18 protein-coding genes and 1 pseudogene are annotated in these 19,920 nt (G+C 69.4%); 11 read left to right on the top strand and 8 right to left on the bottom strand.

Annotated features, from left to right (window positions below):
* The 5 genes and pseudogenes from ABZ880_RS51210 to ABZ880_RS51190 all read left to right on the top strand — a co-directional run.
* Positions 1-348, top strand: a complete 348-nt coding sequence (locus ABZ880_RS51210) for a DoxX family protein (protein ID WP_361278143.1) — start codon at positions 1-3, stop codon at positions 346-348.
* Positions 349-356: 8 nt separating this feature from the next.
* Positions 357-2,111, top strand: coding sequence for an FAD-dependent monooxygenase (locus ABZ880_RS51205; protein ID WP_361278141.1), 1,755 nt, complete (start codon positions 357-359; stop codon positions 2,109-2,111).
* 85 nt (positions 2,112-2,196) lie between these two features.
* Complete coding sequence (locus tag ABZ880_RS51200; protein ID WP_361278139.1) at positions 2,197-2,967, top strand: hypothetical protein; 771 nt, start codon at positions 2,197-2,199, stop codon at positions 2,965-2,967.
* A gap of 46 nt (positions 2,968-3,013) precedes the next feature.
* Positions 3,014-3,877, top strand: coding sequence for an SDR family NAD(P)-dependent oxidoreductase (locus ABZ880_RS51195; protein ID WP_361278137.1), 864 nt, complete (start codon positions 3,014-3,016; stop codon positions 3,875-3,877).
* 55 nt (positions 3,878-3,932) lie between these two features.
* Positions 3,933-4,025, top strand: a pseudogene (locus ABZ880_RS51190) (IS630 family transposase); the annotation flags it as partial.
* 26 nt (positions 4,026-4,051) lie between these two features.
* Here the strand turns inward: ABZ880_RS51190 and ABZ880_RS51185 are convergent.
* The 3 genes from ABZ880_RS51185 to ABZ880_RS51175 form a co-directional block, all read right to left on the bottom strand.
* Positions 4,052-4,591: an ATP-binding protein gene (locus ABZ880_RS51185; RefSeq protein ID WP_361278135.1), complete on the bottom strand. Its 540-nt coding sequence runs from the start codon at positions 4,589-4,591 to the stop codon at positions 4,052-4,054.
* Between the two features lie 186 nt (positions 4,592-4,777).
* Positions 4,778-5,584, bottom strand: coding sequence for an SDR family oxidoreductase (locus ABZ880_RS51180; RefSeq protein WP_361278133.1), 807 nt, complete (start codon positions 5,582-5,584; stop codon positions 4,778-4,780).
* Between the two features lie 48 nt (positions 5,585-5,632).
* On the bottom strand, positions 5,633-6,202 hold the full coding sequence (locus tag ABZ880_RS51175) for a TetR family transcriptional regulator (protein WP_361278131.1): 570 nt from the start codon (positions 6,200-6,202) through the stop codon (positions 5,633-5,635).
* A gap of 104 nt (positions 6,203-6,306) precedes the next feature.
* Between ABZ880_RS51175 and ABZ880_RS51170 the strand changes: the two genes are divergently transcribed.
* On the top strand, positions 6,307-8,520 hold the full coding sequence (locus tag ABZ880_RS51170) for an MMPL family transporter (RefSeq protein ID WP_361278129.1): 2,214 nt from the start codon (positions 6,307-6,309) through the stop codon (positions 8,518-8,520).
* 91 nt (positions 8,521-8,611) lie between these two features.
* Here the strand turns inward: ABZ880_RS51170 and ABZ880_RS51165 are convergent, their stop codons facing one another.
* The 4 genes from ABZ880_RS51165 to ABZ880_RS51150 form a co-directional block, all read right to left on the bottom strand.
* A complete protein-coding gene (locus ABZ880_RS51165; protein ID WP_361278127.1) occupies positions 8,612-9,868 on the bottom strand; it encodes an MFS transporter in 1,257 nt (418 codons plus the stop codon).
* A 180-nt stretch (positions 9,869-10,048) separates the two neighbouring features.
* Entirely contained in the window at positions 10,049-10,642 is a 594-nt protein-coding gene (locus ABZ880_RS51160; protein ID WP_361278125.1) for a TetR/AcrR family transcriptional regulator, read from the bottom strand.
* Between the two features lie 29 nt (positions 10,643-10,671).
* Positions 10,672-11,775 carry a hypothetical protein gene (locus ABZ880_RS51155; protein WP_361278123.1) on the bottom strand — a complete coding sequence of 368 codons (1,104 nt, stop codon included), beginning with the start codon at positions 11,773-11,775 and terminating at the stop codon, positions 10,672-10,674.
* Positions 11,772-12,947, bottom strand: coding sequence for a DUF4331 family protein (locus tag ABZ880_RS51150; protein ID WP_361278121.1), 1,176 nt, complete (start codon positions 12,945-12,947; stop codon positions 11,772-11,774). The genes ABZ880_RS51155 and ABZ880_RS51150 overlap by 4 nt, the downstream gene beginning before the upstream one ends.
* A gap of 265 nt (positions 12,948-13,212) precedes the next feature.
* On the opposite strand from ABZ880_RS51150, the gene ABZ880_RS51145 reads away from it, so the two are divergent.
* The 5 genes from ABZ880_RS51145 to ABZ880_RS51125 all read left to right on the top strand — a co-directional run bounded on the left by ABZ880_RS51145 (position 13,213) and on the right by ABZ880_RS51125 (position 19,040).
* Complete coding sequence (locus tag ABZ880_RS51145) at positions 13,213-13,821, top strand: hypothetical protein (protein ID WP_361278119.1); 609 nt, start codon at positions 13,213-13,215, stop codon at positions 13,819-13,821.
* 13 nt (positions 13,822-13,834) lie between these two features.
* Complete coding sequence (locus tag ABZ880_RS51140; protein ID WP_361278117.1) at positions 13,835-15,175, top strand: peroxidase; 1,341 nt, start codon at positions 13,835-13,837, stop codon at positions 15,173-15,175.
* Positions 15,176-15,199: 24 nt separating this feature from the next.
* A complete protein-coding gene (locus ABZ880_RS51135) occupies positions 15,200-16,288 on the top strand; it encodes a catalase family protein (RefSeq protein ID WP_361278115.1) in 1,089 nt (362 codons plus the stop codon).
* Between the two features lie 101 nt (positions 16,289-16,389).
* Positions 16,390-17,016, top strand: a complete 627-nt coding sequence (locus tag ABZ880_RS51130; protein WP_361278113.1) for a TetR family transcriptional regulator — start codon at positions 16,390-16,392, stop codon at positions 17,014-17,016.
* 104 nt (positions 17,017-17,120) lie between these two features.
* Entirely contained in the window at positions 17,121-19,040 is a 1,920-nt protein-coding gene (locus ABZ880_RS51125; RefSeq protein ID WP_361278111.1) for a PASTA domain-containing protein, read from the top strand.
* Positions 19,041-19,091: 51 nt separating this feature from the next.
* Here ABZ880_RS51125 and ABZ880_RS51120 read toward each other — a convergent pair whose 3' ends face one another.
* On the bottom strand, positions 19,092-19,787 hold the full coding sequence (locus ABZ880_RS51120; RefSeq protein WP_361278109.1) for a hypothetical protein: 696 nt from the start codon (positions 19,785-19,787) through the stop codon (positions 19,092-19,094).
* Between the last annotated feature and the right edge of the window lie 133 nt (positions 19,788-19,920).

Genomic DNA, 19,920 nt, shown 5'->3' with positions numbered 1-19,920 from the left:
ATGACCGCCCTCGTCATCCTCACCTGCCTTCTGGCTCTCTGGTTCACGCTGTTGGGTGCCGGAAAGCTCCTTGGAACGGCTCAGATGACCGAGCGCGCCGCCCATGTGGGGTTCACCGTCGGCGGCTACCGCGTCATCGGCGCGCTCGAACTCGCCGGTGTTTTCGGCCTCTTCGCCGGGTGCGCCTTCACTGGCCTGGGCATCGCCGCCGCAGCCGGGTTCCTCCTCCTGCTCGCCGGCGCGGCCTTGGCGCATCTGCGCGCCGGAGACCGGCTGCCCGCGGCGGCACCGGCGATCCTCTCGGCCGTCCTCGTGGTGGCCTACCTGATCGCCCTCTTCCAGAAATGAGCCACGAGATGAGCCACGCGATGAGCGTGCCGACACCGTCGGCGACCGAGCAGACTTCGGTGCTGGTGGTCGGGGCGGGCCCGGTCGGCCTGACCCTGGCCCTGGAGCTGGAGCAGCACGGGGTGCCGACCCTGCTGGTGGAGCGGAACGCCTCCACCACCCGGCATCCGAAGATGGACGTCACCAACGGCCGCAGCATGGAGCTGTACCGCCGTCTCGGCGTCGCTGACGATCTGCGCAAGGTCGCCATCCCGGCCGACCGCTGTACCAAGGTGACATGGGCGACGAACGCGGCCGGCTGGGAACTGGCGTCGTTCGAATACCCCAGCGTCGACGCCATGCGGGAGAAGAACCGCGAGCGCAATGACGGCACAGGGCCCCTGGAGCCCTGGATGCGGGTTTCCCAGGTGATCCTCGAACCGGCGCTGCGGGATCTTCTGGAGGACCGCGCGAAGCACGTGACCGTGCAGTACGGGTGGGGACTGGAGAGCTTCGAGGAGGACGCCGACGGCGTCATCGCCCATCTGGTCTCCGCCGACGGCACGAGCCGCCGCACGATCCGCGCCCGCTACCTCGCCGGCTGCGACGGCGCCGGCAGCCGCACCCGCAGACAGCTCGGCATCGGTCTGGACGAGATCGACCTGCGCAAGCTGGTCGTCAAGGAGATCGGCCTGCCCCGCACGGTGGCGGCCCTCGCCCGCGCCTTCCGGGAGCGGGGCGAACGCCCGGCGGACGGCCGCTTCTACCTGGTGCACTTCACCACGAAGGACCCGGCGGTCCTGGGCCGGTTCGGCACCGTCTGGCACCTGCAGTCCCCGGACGGCTGGACGCTGATCTCACAGAACGACGGCGACACCTTCACCCTCCACGCCCCGCTGGGCATGGGCACCGACGCCGACCGCATCGACCCCCGCGAGTTCCTCTTCGAATGCCTCGGCTGCCGCTTCGAGGCAGATGTGCTGGTCGCCAACGCCTGGACACCACGCCTGACCGTCGCCGACTCCTTCGGCCGCGGCCGGGTCTGGCTCGCGGGCGACGCCGTCCACCAGGTGACGCCGACCGGAGGCTACGGCATGAACACCGGCGTCGGGGACGCCATCGGCCTCGGCTGGGTGCTCGCCGCGGTCCTGAACGGCTGGGGCGCCCCCGAGCTGCTGCGGGCCTACGCGCACGAGCGGCGGGCCGTGGCCCTGCGCAACCGGAAGGCCGCCGCCCGGCACGCCCTCGTACGGGCCGCCATCATGACCGCCAACCGGGCCGAACTGCACAGCGAACGCTGGCTCGGCGCCCGCACCCGGCAGCGCGTCGGCCGCGAGATCCTCGACCTGGGCAACCTGGAGAACGAGGCCCTCGGCATCGAACTCGGCTACCGCTACGACACCTCAACTGTCGTCTGCCCCGACACCGCGCCCGGTGCCAGGGCACCCCGCCAGACGAGGGACGAGTACGTGCCCAGTACCTGGCCGGGCGCGCGGCCGCCCAGCGTACTGCTGGCCGACGGCAGCGCACTGTTCGACCTCTTCCACTCGGCCGGCTTCACCCTGCTGCGCTTCGCCGACCATGACGTCACCGCGCTCACCGACGCCGCCGCCGCACGCGGCGTCCCCCTGGAGGTCGTCGACGTGCGAGACCCGCACGCCCGCACCCTTTACGAACGGGACCTGGTCCTCGTACGACCCGACCAGCACGTCGCCTGGCGCGGAGACACCGCGCCCACCGACCCGCTGCGCATCGTCGACCGTATCCGGGGCGCTCGCCGCTGAGCGTGCGCCCGGCGAGCGGCAAGTGCCCGGTCGGGCCCGGGACTTGCCGCTCGCCAGTCCGTACAGGATCCGTACAGGAGTAGACATGAGCCGACCTGTGAAGACCACCTCCTACATGTCCCCCGTCTGGTTGCGCGCGGATCTGCCGCGGGAGGCAGCCCTCGGCTACTGGGCCGGTCCGCACGCGCAGATCGCCGGGCGGCTGCCCAACATGGCCGAATACGTGCAGCGGCACTTCTCGCCCACCGACCACGGCTACTGGCCGTCGTCCCCCACGGTGGGCACGATGATTCCGCCGAGCTGGCGCTGCGACGGTGTGGCCGAGGTCCGGTTCGGGAGCACGGCCGCAGCCCTGGGCATGCCGCTGCACATGCGGGAGGTCTACCTGGACGAGCAGAACGTCTTCGAACGGGTCCTCGGACAGGTCACCGGCCCGGGCGGAGGCCGCTGGTGGACCGACGGGCACGACGACGCCGTCGGCCATCGCACGGTGCTGCTGCTGCGTCGCCGTCGAGGAGTGAGTGGCCGCAGCTTCCGGCGATTCGTCCACGACCGCATCGGTCCGGCGCTCCAGGAAGCCGGTGCGCACGATCTGCGGACGTACACCTTCCTGCCGTGGTCGCGGATCGTGCACCCCACACCCGGCGTCTGCCACGACAACCCGGCTTTCCGGCGCTATCACGCGAGCGTCGTCGTCGGAGCCGACAGCCGTGCCGCCATGGACGACCTGATCAAGTCCGAACAGGTCGCCGGAATCGTGGCCGACCAACGCACGGTGCTGGCAGCCGTCCACGCCTACTCCGTGGAGCGGAGTGTGCCGGTCATCCGCGTCGGTTCGGCGCTGGTTACTGCTTAGAACGCAGTATCCGCGGACGGCCAGAGTGTCATCACAGTCACCGAGCATGGGGGCACATACCGCAATGAGTTCAGTCAGACGCAAGGTCGCGGTCATCACGGGCGCCGGGTCGGGCATCGGCCGCGCGCTCGCGTTGGAGCTCGCGCGCCGCGAAGCAAGCATCGCCGTGTCGGACGTCGATCCCATCGGCCTGCGGGAGACGGCCGACCAGGTCGCGGCACTCGGTGCACGCGTACATCAACAGCTGCTGGACGTGAGCGACGCCGCTGCGTTCGAGACCTACGCGCACACGGTTGCCGAGCACTTCGGTGTCGTCCATCAGATCTACAACAACGCCGGCATCGGTGCCGGGCGCGCCTTCCTCGACAGCGAGTTGCGCGACTACGAGCTGGTTCTCGGGATCAACCTCTGGGGCGTCATCCACGGAACCAAGGCGTTCCTGCCCCACCTGATCGCCTCAGGCGACGGCCACGTCATCAACGTGTCCAGCCTCAACGGATATATGGCCCAACCGGATCACGGCCCGTACGTGACCTCGAAATTCGCCATTCGCGGGTTCACCGAGACGCTGCGGATCGAGATGGCGTTCGCCAACCACCCGGTCACCGTCACGTGCGTCCATCCGGGCGGCGTCAAGACCAACATCGCAGTCAATGCGATCGCCGCCGCCGAGAGCGAAGGCCTGGAGCCCACCGCGGCAGACCGCGCCCGCGCGGAGGTCATCAACGACAAGGTGCTCAAGCTGGACCCGACCAAGGCGGCCAGGATCATCGTCGACGGTGTCGAAGCCAAGAGTCCGCGGATTCTCGTCGGCACCGACGCGAAGATCACCGACCTGCTCGTACGGCTGATGCCGCGCCAGTACACCAAGGTGGTGGTGGCCCTGAACCGTCGTCTGCTCACGCCATAGATAGTGCTTTGACCGCAAACAATTACGGGCGTGGTTCTCGGGCCGGTTGTATGGGCGCAACCAGAACGCACGCCGTCTCGGCGTCCTGGGCGGGCAGCGTCGGGAACTCGCCCGTGTCCGCAGCGAGAAGGGCATCGGCTGGGACGGCTGTCCTCACCCGCACGTGACGTGCCGTCATAGCCTCAAGTCGTGGGGGAAGGACGGCCAGCGCCAGGCCGCCCATGCGGCCCAGTCGCGGAACTCAGACGGCGGGTCGGGTAGGGGACGGGCGGCCAGTTCATCCTTGCCGGGCTCCTGGAACTGCTCCCGCCAGGTGTCCAGGTCCTGCTCGGACATGGGGAAGGTGCTGTGTGCGGCGGTCTGCTGGCGGTGGTGGACACGGGCAAGCTGGAGGGCGCGGTCGACGGGCATGTACACCAGTCGATACGTTCCCCCGACGCGTTCCGCCAGCCAGCGAATCGCAGACCGCTCGTCCCGCGACCAGCATCCGTAGTCCAGCACAACCGGGATGCCCCGCCCGAGTGCGTCCAGGGCGGTGGCCAGCATCCGCCCCTCCAGGACGTTCCGCTTCCCGTCTGCGTAGTTGTCGCCGAAGAGCGGGATCATCCACTCGTCCGGGGTCAGCCGCAGCGCCCTGCACTCCTCCGCCAACCCCCGTGCCCGGGTGGTCTTCCCCGAACCGGGAAGGCCCACCATCAACGTCAGCTCTGCCATCCCGGGATCATCTCGCAGGCAGGACAGACTCCAGCGAAGCGGCATTCGTCCGCAGGCCACCGGGACATGGGTGGGGAGTCTAGTGAGCAACTCTGTGGAGAGAGGTGAGCGGCCTCCGCCGCCCGCTTCACGCGCCGGTCGGACCACGCAACCAGCAGATGAAGCGAGGGCCACAACTTGAAAGGGTCAGGCGCGAGCCCGCTTCAGACCCGGGTTCTGCCGCACGAGTGCGGGCAGCAGGAGGCGTCGGGGAGTGAGCCGCATCAGGCTGCTGACGATCCGCATGGCCAGTCCGGCGACGACCACGCCACGGTCGCCTTCGAGTGCGTCGACTCCGATCCTCGCCACGTCGCGGGACGGCATGTACAGGAACGGCGGATAGCCGTCGCTGTCCAGGCCGGCGGACTGGACGAACTCGGTGTGCACCGGACCGGGGCACAGCACCGCGACCGTGACTCCCGTGCCCGCCAGCTCCGCGCGCAGACCCTCGCTGTAACGCTGCACGAACGCCTTCGTCCCCGCGTAACCGGACTGGCCGGGCTGCGGAATGAAGCCGCTGACGGATCCGACGTTGAGGATCGCGCCGCGTCTGCGCGGCACCATCTGCTGCACCGCGCGGGTGGTGAGGTCGATGACCGCCTCGACGTTCACCCGTACCTGGGCGATCTCGGCCTCGACCGGGGAGTTGGCCACCGCGTCGATGGTGCCGATGCCGGCGTTGTTGACCAGGATGTCCGCCGTGAGGCCTCGCTCGGCCACCGTGTCGAAGAGCCGCGCGCGCTGCTCGGCGTCGGCCACGTCGCAGGCGATGACCTCGACCCGGACGGTGCCGGTGAGCTCGGTGGCCAGGTCGCGCAGTCGGTCTTCGCGCCGGGCCACCAGGGTGACGCCGTGGCCGCGCCTTGCCAGTTCGCGAGCAATGTCCGCGCCGATGCCGGACGAGGCGCCGGTCACGATCGCGGTGCTGGTGGGGTTCGGCTTCGGAAGCGGCATACGTCGGCCCCTTCGCAGTAGACCTTGTTCGACAAGGTGTCGGGTGGACTAGGCGGTGTCGAGCGTGCGGACACCCGCGCGCAGAAAGGCCATTGCCTTGTCGACGTGGGCTTCCTGCGCGTGATGGCAGACCTCGCTGATGACCGCTGCCGCCGCCGCGGCAGCCATGCGGGGGCCGAAGTCGTCGGGGGCCTCGCCCCGTTCCTCGGCGAGGATGCGAGCGCCCTCCTGGATGACCTCGGTGAGGCGGGCGTTGGTGACGGCCCTCAACTGCGGGTTGAGGTCGAGCATGCGGTCGTGCAGATGGTCCAGATCGCTGTGCTGGGCGACCTCGTCCCGGAGCCAGTGCTCCAGCGCGTCCAGGGTCGTCCAGCCGCTCTCCCGCTCGCGCAACGCCGTGGCCAGTCGGTCCGCGACCGCGTCGAAATGAGAGGTCGCCAGCTCCAGCTTCGACGGGAAGTAGAGCGTGACCGTGCGCGGCGAGACCTCCGCCGCCGCCGCGATGTCGGCGATCGTCGTCGCCTCGAAACCGCGCTCCGCGAACAGTTCGTACGCCGAGCGGAGGATCGCTTCCCTGCGTCGCGCCTTGGAACGCTCTCGCAGACCTTCACTCATCATGAGTGTCACTTTACCATCCATGGTTAATTTACAGTCTACTGCAAAAATGCCTTACGGTGTAGAGAGTCGAGCTTCGAAAAACTGTGGAAGAGAGGGAGACGGGCATGGCCTCACGCCTGTACACATGGGCGCGGTGGGCGGTACGCCGTCGCGGCAGGGTCGTCGCGGTCTGGCTGCTCCTGCTCGCCGTCGTCGGCGGCCTCGGGATCACGCTGCACGGCAAGGCGACCACCGAATTCTCGGTGCCGGGCATCGAGTCGCAGAAGGCGCAGGACCTGCTGGAGGAGAAGTTCCCCGAGGCGGCGGGAGGGGTGGTCCGGGTCGTCCTCGCGGCTCCCGAGGGCAGCACGCTGACCGAGTCGAAGACCTCGGCGGCCGTAGAGGCGAGCCTGAAGAAGGCCGCCGCGGTGTCCGGTGTCGTGGATGTCTCCGACCCGCTCAAGGCCAAGACGGTCTCCCAGTCCCTGCGCATCGGTTACGCGGACGTCCGCTTCCGCGAGCAGGCCAGCGACGTGTCGGAGAAGTCCAAGGACGCACTGTCGGAGGCGATGAACCAGGCCCGGAACGCCGGTCTCGAGGTCGAGTTCGGGGGCTCGGCGATGGAGGCCAAGACCGAGGTCGGCGGCCCGGCCGAGGTGGTGGGCGTGGTGATCGCCCTCGTCGTCCTCGCCCTGGCGCTCGGCTCTCTCATAGCGGCCGGACTGCCGCTGCTCACCGCCCTGGTGGGGGTGGCGATCGGTGTCCTGGGCGTCGAGTTCATGACCCGGTACGTCGAGATGACGTCCACCGCCACCGTCCTCGCCCTGATGATCGGGCTGGCCGTGGGCATCGACTACGCCCTGTTCATCATCTCCCGCCACCGCGAGCAACTCGCCGACCCCGAACAGGACGTCGAGGACTCCATCGCGCGTTCCGTGGCCACCGCCGGAGGCGCGGTCGTCTTCGCCGGCGCGACCGTCATCATCGCGCTGGCCGCGCTCGCGGTCACCGGCATCCCGTTCCTGACCGTGATGGGCCTGGCCGCCGCGGCCACCGTGGCGCTGGCGGTCCTGGTCGCCGTCAGCCTCGTACCCGCCGCCCTCGGCTTCTTCGGCGAGCGGCTGCGCCCACGCAGCCGCCGTACCCGTACGAGCGAACGCGGCCCCGGCGCCTGGGGCCTGGCCTGGGCACGTGCAGTCACCCGCAAGCCCCTGCTCGTCCTCCTGGCCGGAGTGGTCGGCCTGCTCGCGCTCGCCGTCCCCGCACGCGACCTGCGCCTCGGCCTGCCGAGCAACGCCTCGCAGCCGGTCGACAGCACCCAGCACAAGAGCTACAACCTCCTCACCGAGGGCTTCGGGCCCGGCTTCAACGCCACCCTGACAGCCGTCGTCGACCTCGACGGCGTCCCGTCCGCGGACCGCACGGCGACCGTGACGCAGCTGCGGAAGACCCTGGCCGACAACCGCGGGGTGGCCGTCGCCGGCGCGCCGGTCACCAACGCCGACGCGACCCTCGCCGTCATCACCGTCGTACCCAAGACCGGCCCCGACGCCCAGGCCACCACCGACCTGGTGCACCGGCTGCGGGACAACGCGACGACCGTCGAGAAGGCCGGCGGCACCCTCTACATCGCAGGACAGACAGCCGCGGCGATCGACGTGGCGGGCAAACTGTCCGACGCGCTGCCGCTGTTCATCGCCATCATCGTGATCCTGGCCCTCATCCTGCTGACCATCGCCTTCCGATCCCTGCTGGTTCCGGTGAAGGCAGCCCTCGGCTTCCTGCTGTCCGTCGCCGCGTCCCTCGGCGCCACGGTCTGGGTCTTCCAGAGCGGCAACCTCAACGGGCTCCTCGACATCCCCTCTGCCGGGCCCGTCACCAGCTTCCTGCCGGTCCTCCTCATCGGGGTGCTGTTCGGGCTCGCCATGGACTACGAGGTGTTCCTCGTCAGCAGGATGCGCGAGCACTACGAACACACCGGCGACGCCGCCGCGGCCATCACGCAGGGCTTCGCCCGCAGCGGGCGGGTCGTCAGCGCCGCCGCACTGATCATGGTCGCGGTGTTCGGAGGCTTCGTCTTCAACCACGACCCGATCATCAAGTCCATCGGCTTCGCCCTGGCCTTCGGTGTCTTCGTCGACGCGTTCGTGGTCCGCATGACCCTGGTCCCGGCGGCCATGGCCCTGCTCGGCCGACGCTCTTGGGGGCTGCCCGGCTGGCTCGACCGCATCACCCCCGACGTCGACATCGAAGGGGCGAAACTGCCCGCCCGCGCGGCAGAGCAGGGGGACCAGCTCACTGCGGCAGGAGAGAAGAAGCACGAGGCCACCGTGAGCTGAGCGCCCCGAACCGTCGCAGGAGCAGCCATGAGCGAGCTCTCTGCCGAGGACGAAGAACCGCAATCCGAGCCCTACGAGCCCCACTACCCCCTCACGACCCCTCCAGTTCCTGCACCGGCCGGGCTGAAGGGGCTGACAAGGCCTGAGAATCGGGGGCACGGTCGACGATCCAGACGTTGCGTCCCCGGTCGGCCAGGAAGGCCACGAGCGCGAGCAGGAATGCGCCCGCTGCCACGGTGAGAGCCACCAGGAGGGCACCGTGGACGCCGTGAGTGCCGGCGAGGCCGCCGGACACGGCCTGTGCGCCGGCGGTCCCGAGGGGGCCGCCGGCGCACAGCAAGGTTATGGCGACCGCCGTCCGCTCAGCAGGGGCGAGCCGTTCGGTCAACGCGTACAGACTGATCATGTAGGGGGCGACGGTGAAGCTCGCCAGCGCCATGGCGACCGGGAAGGAGGCCGTCCGGGCGCCGAGGAAGAGCACCAGCATGCCCGCGAAGAGTGCGGCGGCGAACGAGACATAGCGCAGGCGCGGGGAGAATCGCTGCGGAAGCCAGGCGCAAGCGAAACCGGACAGGGCGCTTCCGATGCCGAACTCGGCATACAGAAGCCCCGAGGCAGCGGGGTCACCGATCTCATCGGCGTACACGGTGACTGCGGTCTGGACCGCACCGAAAATCGCTCCCATCGCGACCATCGCCAGGACCATGACCGCTAGTGGACGACGCGGCAGGTGCGGCTTCCCGCTTCGCACAGACGAAGGCTGCCGCGAAGTGCGGTCGGCCTGGCGCAGGGCGAAGGGGAAAGTGCAGGCCGCGGTCAAAATCATGATCGCCACTGCGGGCGCGAAGGGGCTGACCGATGTGAGCAGCCCGACGAGCGCGGGTCCGGCAACGAAACTGATCTCGTCGGCAGAGGCTTCGTAGGACAAAGCCGCGGACAGCAGTTGATGTTCGTTGCGCGAGCGCATCAGACGAGACCAGTACACGCGGACGAGAGGGGCAACCTGGGGCTGGCTCAGGCCCACGAGTGCCGCCGCCACGAGCATGCCTTCCCGCGTGCCGTGACTTGCCACCAGCAACGTGGCCCAGGCGGCGAAGTTGGCGATCGCTGCGGCGGCTCCGACGGACCGGTGACCGTAGCGATCGGCCAGACCGCCGAGCGGTGGGCCGCTCATGGCGGTGGTGATGCTCTGGGCCGCACCGGCCAGTCCGGCGAAGGCGTAACTGTGAGTCGCCGCCTGGAGCAAGATGAGGGTGGAGAGTGCTGAGGCCGCATAAGGCAGGCGGGCGAGGAAGCCCAGGGGGAAGAAGCCGACGCCTGCCACGCGCAGCAGGGAGCGGTACGACATTGATGTCTCCGTCAGACACGTCGAGGAGACGCGCCTCCCAGCCACCAACGCGTCGACGAGCCCGATTCTGATCGTCAACGTAGTGGAGCCGGCTGAGTGCTGTACAGGTCAGCCGACCGGAGGGCAGCGGGTGAAACGGCCCCGGCCTTTCCACCGGGGGTTTCGGTCGCACCGGGATATCTACGGCGCCCACGCCCGCAGGGCTGCATCCACCACCGCGTCCACCGTGTCGTGACCGAGCTGGGCACCCACGAGAAAACGCTGGTAGACAAGCGGGCCGACAGTGGTCATGGCGAACGTCTCGGCCGTGACGTCGTCGCGCAGGCGGCCCCGGACGACGGCCGTGGTGACGGCGGGGCGCAGGGCGTCGACGATCTGCGTCAGGAGGGTCTGACGGAGGTGCTGCATCCCGTCGTCGTACTGCGCCGCGCCCAGCACCGCAGCGAGAACGGCCCCGGCCTGGGCGTCGTCGAGCCGCTCGCCGAGCTGGCGCAGATAGTGGACCAGCTCGGCGCGCGGCTCGGCACCGGACGCCGCCCGTACGTCCGCGGGCGCCGGTGACAGGGGCGGCATGCCGGCCTCCAGTGCTGCAAGACGGAGACCGAGCAGCTCGGGCCAGTGTCGGTAGACCGTGGCCCGGCCGACCCCGGCGCGGGCGGCCACCGCTTGGTGCGTGACGGCCTCCAGGCCGCCCTCGGTGAGCAGCGTGGTGGCCGCGGCCACCATGGCCTCTCGACTGCGTACCTGACGTGGATCGGCTCGCTCCTCCGGCATACGGCACCCTTCATGTGAGACAACTTGCCTCACATGCTAGCCGCTGGGTGTCGCGGCCTGGTGATGTCGTCCATCGGCCGGTCGCTTGCCTCGCGGGCACGCCGGACCAGGGCACAAGAACGGCTCGTCTGGCGGATCACCAGGGTCTGGAGGGCCAGTTGGAGCCCCCGGTCGACATCGCCTCCGACCATGAGCCAGAAGTCGGCGGCATGATCGGCATACGCCTCCGGGTGACGCGTCACCAGTTCCTCGTAGCGTTCTGCCGCTTGATCCCGCCACGGCTGCGCCTCCTGGTGGCGGCCGGCCACTCGCAGGGCGAGTGCGAGGTGTGCGGCGTACTCGGGATCGTCGCTCGTCTCCACCAGCGGGCGCAGGCGGGCGACAGAGGTCTCGGGGTCGCCCAGGAGGAGGTCGACCTCGGCGAGATGGCCGGTCGCCGGGGCGTAGGCCGGCACCCGGCGCCGGGCCGTGTCCAACCAGAACCGAGCCGCGGGCAGATCGCCTTTGCGTAGCCACATCAGCCCGCGCCGGAAGTCCAGTTGGGCGAGCGGGAAGGGCGAGACGCCCCGGTGAGCAGCACGTGCCCCGTCGAACGCGTGCTCCGCCTCGGCGGTCTCGTCCCGCTCCGCCTGGAAGACGGCCAGCGCAGACAGCATCGTGAAGTCGGACTGGTGGGGGGCCGCGCTCCGCAGCAGGACCTGGGCTTCGGCATGACAACCGACCGCCTGCAGGATCGCCGCCCGTTCCGCGTCCAGGGTGGCCTGCGCCGCGCCGGCCCGACCCGCCGAGTCAAGGTCGGCCATGGCCTCGGCAAACCGGTGCAGGGTCGCCCGGGTCCGGGCCCGGGCCAGCAGGGCGGCACTGTCGTCGGGTGCGTTCCACACCATCTGTTCGGAGAGCTGCGCGGCCCGCTCGTAGTCGGCGACGCGGCCCAAGAGGTGTCCGCGCAGAGTCAGGAGGTCGACCAGGACCGCCTGTTGTGCGACGGCGACCGGCGCGGTGGAGCCCGCCCGACGTACGGGCGCCGCCACGCCGTCGATCTGGGCCGACAAGTTCACCAGGGCCAGGGTGCCGTCGGTCGTGACCGGTTCCCGGTCGGTGCGCACAAAGGTGCGTTCGGGCAGGTCCGTCATGCCGCTTCCCCCTCCGGCTCCGGCGGGGCGAGCAGGGCGGTCATCACCGTCATGAGGTCCGGCGGGTTCGGGTTGGGCGCCACAAGGTACGGGAACTCGTGCGTGGCCGGCCGGGTCGCATGGTCGACGCCGTCGCTGATGCGCGGGCCGTCGACGCCGTTGACCAGGAGGGTGTAGAGGGTGTCCACGATGTCGTCGTTGGGGGCCCGGCCGCCGCACGTCGTGTGGGGTCGCCCGGCGAGCAGAGCGGTCTCGATCTCCAGGCAACTGTCCTCGGAGAACGGCTTTGAGACGTCGACGACGAGGAAGTCGGCCAGGAGGAGTTCCGTCAGCGGGTGGGCGCCCCGTTCGTCTGGCGGCCAGACGAGCTCGCCGTCGAGGCGGTCGAAGAAGGCGAGATTGGCGTCGAACCGTGCCCGGTAGGCCCCGGCATAGTCCGGTCGTACGCCGAAGGCGTCCTCCTCGTTGTAGAGGTCGCGGATCTCCAGGTCGCTGTTGACGGGGTCGTAGCTCTTGCTCGCCAGGACGACGTTTTTGATCTCGGGCCGCCCCATGCGCTCCAGCCGGACCGGGCGGCCGCCGGAGGTCACGGTCTCGCCCACTACGCCGAGCAGCGGACCGCAGTCCAGACCGAACACCACCTCGGGGTCGACCTCGACGACGATGCTCAGCACGTTCATCCCGTCGAGGACGTTGTCCGCGCCGGGCCTGAAGGCCAGCTTCTGGGTGGCGTCGGCGGCCAGAACGCCCGCGAGGTCGATGAAGAACGGGTCGAGTCGCGGTCCGGTGAAGATCCTCAGCCCTTCGGCTTCGGTGGGCTTCTCGTCGCCGACCTGGAAGAGGAACTGCTCGCCGCTCGGCGTCGTGCAGGTGCCTATCTGGACCGGCTCGTCACTGCCGGGGATCTGGCCGGGCGCGGCGAAGGTGAAGTCCAGGCCGTACTCGGTCTCGCCGACGGTGAACCCGGCCCGCTCGGCCGCGCGGGCAAGCGGCCGGACCCGGAAGCGGTGGGTGATCGCGTCGGAGAACAGCGCCGTGGGTGCGGCGGCCGGGAAGACGTCGAGGACGAGCACCAGGCATCCGGGTCGGTCCGGACTGGGGAACGCGAAGACGTCGGCGATGTCGGACGCGGGGTCGAAGAGGATGCGCGGTCCGGAGAAGTGATCCGCCATCGGGAGCTCCTTCGAGTGATGGGTGCGTCGGGGTGCACCATCTGTGAGACAGGGTGACCCACAGATGTGTTGTGAGTCAATCTGTCTCATAGTGGCGTGCGTCATGCGAGTGGCGCGTTGACAAGCCGGAGCGGTGAACTGATGATGTAATCAGTTATGCGGAGATGGTCAGAAAGTGGATCTCTTCTCGCTTGCGCACCATCTCCCGAAGGCCTATTTGTGGCGATATCTGAAGTATTGCCACCCGACGCCAAGGAGAGGTGCCATGAGCGAAAACGCCCTGCACGCGAAGTTCCAGCAGTTCCCCGAGACCGTCCGCGAGAAGGTGGACGCTGCGCTCTCGGACGCCAAGATCGCTCTCAAGCTCAAGGCCGCCGAGATCCTCGCCGACAAGGAGGAGATGGCCGAACACGCCGTCACCACCGCCGGCCGGATCGGCGCCAAGAGCGGCGAGGTGTCCGAGCTGACGACGATCCTGCCGCTGAAGCCGAACGGCGCCGCGCGGCTGCGGAAGTTCTTCGGCCTGGTCGGCGGGAACCTGGCGGGCGCCGGTCAGGTCGGCACCCTGCACAACATGCGGTTCGTGTTCCTCGACAACGACACGAAACTGCTGTTCGCGACCGCCTTCGACGGCGAGTGGGACCCCTACATCGACGACTTCGCCACCAAGATCCCCGAGTTCATGGACTACCTGTTCAGCAACGTCGAGGGCTGGCCCGGCATCACCTCGCCGGACGTGAAGGACTTCATCGTCAAGTACCAGATCCCGGCCGAGGCGTGGTTCGTCGCCCACCCCAACCTCACCGTCGCGGAAGGCCACCGCCTCAAGCGGCAGGAGGCCGCCGTGCAGCGTTTCCTGTCGGACCTCAACTGAAGGCAGGCGCACCATGCCTTCCCCGCTGTTCCGGCGGCTGCGCCGCCCGCCCACCCTGGACCTCGACGACATCCAGGCGTCCCTGCTGCGGGCCCGGCCGGAGCCCTACTTCGGCACCCACGCGATCCTGGAGATCACCGAACCGGCCGCGGGCAGGGAGCTGCTGCGCCGGATTGCCCCGCGGGTGACCTCGGCGGCACGCTGGGACGAACCGCGGCCGTCCTGGCTGGCCCTCGCCCTCAGCTACCAGGGACTGGTCGCGCTGGGTCTGCCGGACACCTCACTGGCCTCCTTCCCGGCCAACTTCCGCGCCGGCATGGCCGCCCGCGCCGAGCGGCTGCGCGACACCGGCGTGAACGCGCCGGACCGCTGGGAGTTCCCCTTCGGCACCCCGCGCGTGCACGTGGCCGTCACGGTCTACGCCGCGAACGAGGACGACTGGCGGGCCGAAGTCGCCGCCTACGAGAAGGAACTGGGCGAGGTCCCGGGTGTGCGGCTGCTGTCGCACCAGGACTTCGCGGCCGACGGGTTCAACGTCTTCGGCTACCGGGACGGCTTCAGCCAGCCGGTGGTCGAGGGCAGCGGCGCCGAACCTCTGCCGGGTGACGGACGGCCCATCAAGGCCGGTGAGTTCGTCCTCGGCTACCCGAGCGAGACCGGTGTACGGCTGCCCGTACCGGCTCCGGACGTCCTGGGCCGCAACGGCACGTACGTCGTCTTCCGCAAGTACCACTCCCACGTCGCCGCCTTCAACAGGTGGCTGCACGACAACGCCTCCACCGAGGCCGAACGGGAACTGCTGGCCGCCAAGCTCGTCGGCCGCTGGCGCAGCGGCGCACCCCTCGCCCTGACCCCCGAACGCGACACGCCCGCGATCGGCGAGGATCCGAACCGGATCAACGACTTCGACTACTCCGCCGACCCGCGCGGACTGCGCACCCCGCTCGGCTCCCACATCCGCCGGATGAACCCGCGCGACACCAAGCTCACGGTCCTCAGCGACGTCAACATCCGCCGGATCATCCGGCGCGGCACCTCCTACGGCACCCCGCTGCCCCCGGACCGCCTCAAGGACGACGGCACACCGCGCGGCCTGGACTTCATCGCCCTCGGCGCGCGGGCCATCGACAACGTCGAGTTCCTGCAGAGCGAATGGGTCGGCTCCGGCAACTTCATGGGCCTGGGCAAGGAGAAGGACCCGATGATCTCGCTCCAGGACAAGGGCGCCTACTTCACCGTGCCGGGCACCCCGCCCCGCCGGGTGCAGAACATCCAGTCCTTCAACACCCTGCTCGGCGGCGAGTACTTCTTCATGCCCAGCCTGTCCGCCATCCGCTGGCTCGGCAGCAACTGACCCCCACCTCACGCGGAGGCACCCATGACCTCGTACGTCCGCTACAGCCCCGACCTCGAACAGCCCTTTCCGAACGAGGACGAACTCGTCCGCCACGTCGTCGCGGCCATGGGCAAGGCCAACCAGCAGGTCGCCGACAAACACCGCCACGGCCTGCGCGACGCCCACGCCAAGAGCCACGGCGTCCTCGCCGGCGAGCTACGCATCCAGCCCGACCTCCCCACTCACCTCGCCCAGGGCCTCTTCGCCGAACCGGCCACCTACCCAGTGATCGTCCGCTTCTCTTCCGCCCCCGGCGACCTGCGCTCCGACCAGGTGCCCGTCCAGCGCGGCCTCGCGATAAAGGTCATCGGCGCCCCAGGGTCCCGCGTCCTCGACGACGGCTTCACCACCCAGGACTTCCTCCTCGTCAACCACCCCACCCTGCCCTTCGGCAACATCGCCGAGTACGCCAAACTCCAGGACCTGCTGGAGAAACAGCCCCGCCAGAGCGACCAGCAGCTCCAGCTGACCGGCGCGGCCGCCCGCGTGGCCGCCAAGGCCCTCACCCGGGTCGGACGCCCGCTCCCTCCCGCCGTCGAAACCCTTGCCGCCGCGAACGACCACATCCTCGGCGAGACCTTCCACTCCATGGCCGCGCTGCGCTACGGCGACCACGTCGCGAAGATGTCCGCCGCGCCCCGCTCGGCGAACGTCAAGGCCCTCACCGGCAGCCACGTCGACAAGAAGGCCGGCGAGTCGGCCCTGCGCGACCTCGTCATCGACTTCTTCGCGCACAACAGCGCCGAGTACGACCTCCGCGCCCAGCTGTGCACGGACATCGACCGGATGCCGGTGGAGGACGCCTCGGTCCTGTGGCCCGAGGAGCTGTCACCGCACCAGACCGTAGCCGTGCTGCACCTGCCCGCCCAGAACGCCTACAGCGACGCCCGCCGGCGCTATGCCGACGACGTCCTGTCCTTCAGCCCCTGGCACGCCCTGGAGGCCCACCGTCCGCTGGGGTCCATCATGCGTTCGCGCCGCGCCGCGTACCCCGCCTCCAGTGACTTCCGGCACCGCTTCAACGGCATCGAGCCGCAGGAGCCGTCCGACATCAAGGAGCTGCCCGCCTGACCAGGTCCCGACCGACCCCGGATGCGGCCGCGGGTCGGTCGGGACCCGCGTGCCAGAATGGAGAAGTCCATTCTCCTCCCTGGCTTCTTCGAGGTTCCGCCGTGTCCCAGCCCGTCGGCCGTGTGCCACAGCGACGCAACGCACGGTCCAACAGGGCCCGCATCCTGGCCACCGCGCGTCAGGAGCTGGGGCGGAATCCCGACATCACCCTGGAGGAGCTGGCGCGCGCCGCCGGTGTCGTACGACGCACTCTGTTCGGGCACTTCCCCGGGCGGGCGGCACTGCTGGACGCGCTGGCCGAGGAGGCCGCAGAGGCGCTCCAGGCCGCCGTTGCGATCGGAGCGGGCACGACGGAACCGGCCGATCGGGCGCTCGCCCACTTCTCGTTGTCGCTGTGGCCCGTGGGCGATCGCTACCGGATGCTCCTGGCGCTGGCCCGACGGGACCTCGGCATGGAGCGTGTCGCCGGGATCCTGGAGCCCGCCCGGGTCAGGGTCACGGCCATCGTGGAGCGAGGGCAGCGGGAGGGCGTCTTCCACTCCCACCTGCCGGCCCCGGTGCTGAGTGCCGGTCTGGAGGCGATGACGGTCTCCCTGCTGGAAGAGGTCAACACCGGGGCGCTGGAGGACAACGGCACCCGGGTGGCCATCACCACGCTCATCGCGGCCGGTGTGGCGGAGAAGCGGGCGCGGATCGTCGTCGATGAGGTGGCCGCCGCCGAGGCGTGAGTTCGCCCCCACACAGTTCGACGTGCCCCGGTGCGAAGCGCCGGGGTCTTTGAGTGTCCGCCCCCGGTTCTTTAGTTACCCTTAGATGTGCAATTATCTTGCGCATGAACTTCGGCGGACCAGACGATCTGGCCTTCTCCCACCCCGCGCCGGTGGCTGTCCTCGGCGACAGGTACGAACTGCGGCTGCTGCTCGGCTCCGGAGGGATGGCCGAGGTGCATCTCGCGCACGATCTCCGGCTCGACCGCAGCGTCGCAGTGAAGACGCTGCGCACCGACCTGGCCCATGATCCAGCACTCCAGGAGCGGTTCCGGCGAGAGGCCCAGTCCACCGCCTCGCTCAATCACCCGGCCATCGCCGCTGTCTACGACACGGGCGAACACCTGGCATACGGGGCGCAGTTGCCGTACCTCGTGATGGAGTACGTCGACGGCGTGACGCTGCGCGAGGCCCTGTACTCCGGACCGCCGCTGACCGTCGGACGTGCCCTGGAGGTGACGGCCGGCATCCTGGCGGCGCTCGCCCATTCCCACCAGCACGGCATTGTGCACCGCGACATCAAGCCCGCCAACGTCATGGTGACCTGGTCCGGTCAGGTCAAGGTCATGGACTTCGGCATCGCCCGTGACGCGCGGGACGTCGGCATGACACAGACCTCCATCGTGATCGGCACCGCGCAGTACCTCTCCCCGGAACAGGCGATGGGACAGGACGTCGACGCCCGCTCCGACCTCTACTCGGTGGGCTGTCTGCTGCACGAACTCCTCACCCTGCGCACGCCGTTCACCGGTGATTCGCCGATGGCGGTGATGTATCAGCACGTCCAGGAGGAACCGCGACCGCCGAGCCTCTACAACTCGGAGGTCGGCCCGCAGGTTGACGCGATCGTCCTGCGGGCACTGACGAAGGACCGTGCGTACCGTTACCAGTCCGCAGAGGCGATGCTCGCCGACATCGAGGCATGCCTTGGGACGCGGGCCGTCCCGGATGAGGCGCCCGACGGTGGCGACGAGGATGTCGACGGTGGAGATGAGGAGCACAGCGGCCGTCGCAGAGGACGTGCCGTGCTGATCGCCGTGGGCGTCGCGGTCGTCGTCGTGGCGCTCGTGCTCGGTTGGTTCATCCTCGGGCGCGGCACGGCCGACGACGGCAAGGCGGACGTACCCGATCTCGTCGGGCAGACCGTGGAGGAGGCCCGTCGTACGACGGACAACGTCGGGCTCACCCTCACCGTCACCGAGAAGAAACCCTGCGCGGACCAGCCCAAGGGCCACGTCTGCGAGCAGACCCCGCTCGACGGTCGGCTCGACAAGGGGGACGCGGTGTCGGTCACGGTCTCCACCGGTGCTCCGAAGGCCGAGGTGCCGGACGTCACGGATAAGGACGAGGACGACGCGTCCCGGATATTGAAGGACAAGGGCTTCAAGGTGAAGGTCCGGCACGAGTTCTCCACCGAGGACGCCGGAACCGTCCTGGAGCAGGACCCGGCCGGCGGAAAGAGCGTCGAGAAGGGGACCGAGATCACCCTCACGGTGGCCAAGGAGGCGGAGCAGGCCACGGTTCCCGACCTCACCGGCAGCACCCTGAGCGAGGCCCGCAAGCTGCTCGCCGAGCACGACCTCGAACTGGGCGACACGACCGAGGTGGAGAGCAGCGCCGAAGCCGGAACCGTCATCCAACAGAGCGCCACCGCGGGAGAGGAGGTCAAGCCCGGTACCTCGGTCGACGTCCAGCTCGCCAAGTCGGTGCAGACCGTGCAGATCCCGACGGACATCGTCGGTAAGACCCTTGCCGAGGTCCAGAACGAGCTGGGCGGACTCGGCCTCCAGGTGACCGTCGCCTCCGGGTACCCCCAGGCCTCCGAGTCCGTGGTCACGTCGAGCACCCCGAGCGCGGGGAGCGAGGTCGAGGCGGGCTACACGGTGGTCGTCGTCACCGAGGAGGCTCAGGACACGTCGTCGGACAACGGGACACCGGCCGACGACACGGCGACGACACCGGCCTCGACGACCGACGGCCAGTGAGACGTCGCTGACACCGGGCCTCAGCGGCGACCGGGGCCAGGGTGACAACCTTCAGGTTTCGTCCCGGGGGACCTTGTGGTCTCTGCCGCAGCGCAGCGTGATGTCCCCGCTCGCCTTGTCGAACTTGTGGAACAGGAAGATCTCGCCTGCGTCGCAGTCCTCGCAGACCTCGACCCGCGCGACGGGCCACAACGGCAGCGGCTGCGAGGAAGACAGGCCTTCCACGTAGATGCGGTCCGGGTCGAGGGTGCCGGGGAATGAGCGTTTGAAGGGCTCCCAGTCAGGATGGCTTCCTTGGAGGCGCTGCCCGATCAGGGTGAATCCGCCGTTGCCGGCATACGCGCAGGTGTCGACCAGTTCCCAGCGGAGGGCGGAGAGCCAGCCCACCGATTCCAGGGCTGCCACGACCAGTGGCTGCCGGTCCCCGAGCGGCTGGACAAGGTCTTCGATGATGCGTGCCTCGTACGCGGAGGACTTGGCTGCACGGCGCATCTCGTCGGGGCCGGCCTGCATGCCTTGGAACACATGCGGCAGGATCCTTGAGGTCGTGACGGCGAGAGCCGCTTTGCCGTGGTCGAGGTCGTCCAGATGTGCGTTGAACTCAGGGTCCTTGATCAGCTCGACAGGCACAGGCGAGTTCATGGCCACGCGCGAGTACGGGCCGTCCTTCGCTCGCCCGGGTCCGCATCCATTCGCACAGCGCGCGCCCGCCGTTGCCGATCGGTCGCAGCACGTCAGAGCGGTCACGGCGTCCCCGAACTCCACGGGCAGCAGACGCCAGTTGCCCCCGAGTCCCACCACGTCACCGCCGGTACGGACAGCCAAGGGCTGCCTCGGTCGGGGAGCTTCCGTGAGTTCCTCCGCGGTGGCCACCGTCTGG

Source organism: Streptomyces sp. NPDC047043 (assembly GCF_040644055.1).
Classification (GTDB): Bacteria; Actinomycetota; Actinomycetes; order Streptomycetales; family Streptomycetaceae; genus Streptomyces.
This window is presented reverse-complemented; position numbering and strand designations above follow the sequence as displayed.

Coding starts and splice junctions, on each gene's coding strand:
- ABZ880_RS51175 (WP_361278131.1), bottom strand. CDS start 6,202: ATGATGAGTGAAGGTCTGCGAGAGCGTTCCAAGGCGCGACGCAGGGAA.
- ABZ880_RS51150 (WP_361278121.1), bottom strand. CDS start 12,947: ATGGCGGATCACTTCTCCGGACCGCGCATCCTCTTCGACCCCGCGTCC.
- ABZ880_RS51195 (WP_361278137.1), top strand. CDS start 3,014: ATGGGGGCACATACCGCAATGAGTTCAGTCAGACGCAAGGTCGCGGTC.
- ABZ880_RS51160 (WP_361278125.1), bottom strand. CDS start 10,642: ATGCCGGAGGAGCGAGCCGATCCACGTCAGGTACGCAGTCGAGAGGCC.
- ABZ880_RS51205 (WP_361278141.1), top strand. CDS start 357: ATGAGCCACGCGATGAGCGTGCCGACACCGTCGGCGACCGAGCAGACT.
- ABZ880_RS51200 (WP_361278139.1), top strand. CDS start 2,197: ATGAGCCGACCTGTGAAGACCACCTCCTACATGTCCCCCGTCTGGTTG.
- ABZ880_RS51165 (WP_361278127.1), bottom strand. CDS start 9,868: ATGTCGTACCGCTCCCTGCTGCGCGTGGCAGGCGTCGGCTTCTTCCCC.
- ABZ880_RS51140 (WP_361278117.1), top strand. CDS start 13,835: ATGCCTTCCCCGCTGTTCCGGCGGCTGCGCCGCCCGCCCACCCTGGAC.
- ABZ880_RS51145 (WP_361278119.1), top strand. CDS start 13,213: ATGAGCGAAAACGCCCTGCACGCGAAGTTCCAGCAGTTCCCCGAGACC.
- ABZ880_RS51180 (WP_361278133.1), bottom strand. CDS start 5,584: ATGCCGCTTCCGAAGCCGAACCCCACCAGCACCGCGATCGTGACCGGC.
- ABZ880_RS51155 (WP_361278123.1), bottom strand. CDS start 11,775: ATGACGGACCTGCCCGAACGCACCTTTGTGCGCACCGACCGGGAACCG.
- ABZ880_RS51170 (WP_361278129.1), top strand. CDS start 6,307: ATGGCCTCACGCCTGTACACATGGGCGCGGTGGGCGGTACGCCGTCGC.
- ABZ880_RS51125 (WP_361278111.1), top strand. CDS start 17,121: ATGAACTTCGGCGGACCAGACGATCTGGCCTTCTCCCACCCCGCGCCG.
- ABZ880_RS51135 (WP_361278115.1), top strand. CDS start 15,200: ATGACCTCGTACGTCCGCTACAGCCCCGACCTCGAACAGCCCTTTCCG.
- ABZ880_RS51210 (WP_361278143.1), top strand. CDS start 1: ATGACCGCCCTCGTCATCCTCACCTGCCTTCTGGCTCTCTGGTTCACG.
- ABZ880_RS51185 (WP_361278135.1), bottom strand. CDS start 4,591: ATGGCAGAGCTGACGTTGATGGTGGGCCTTCCCGGTTCGGGGAAGACC.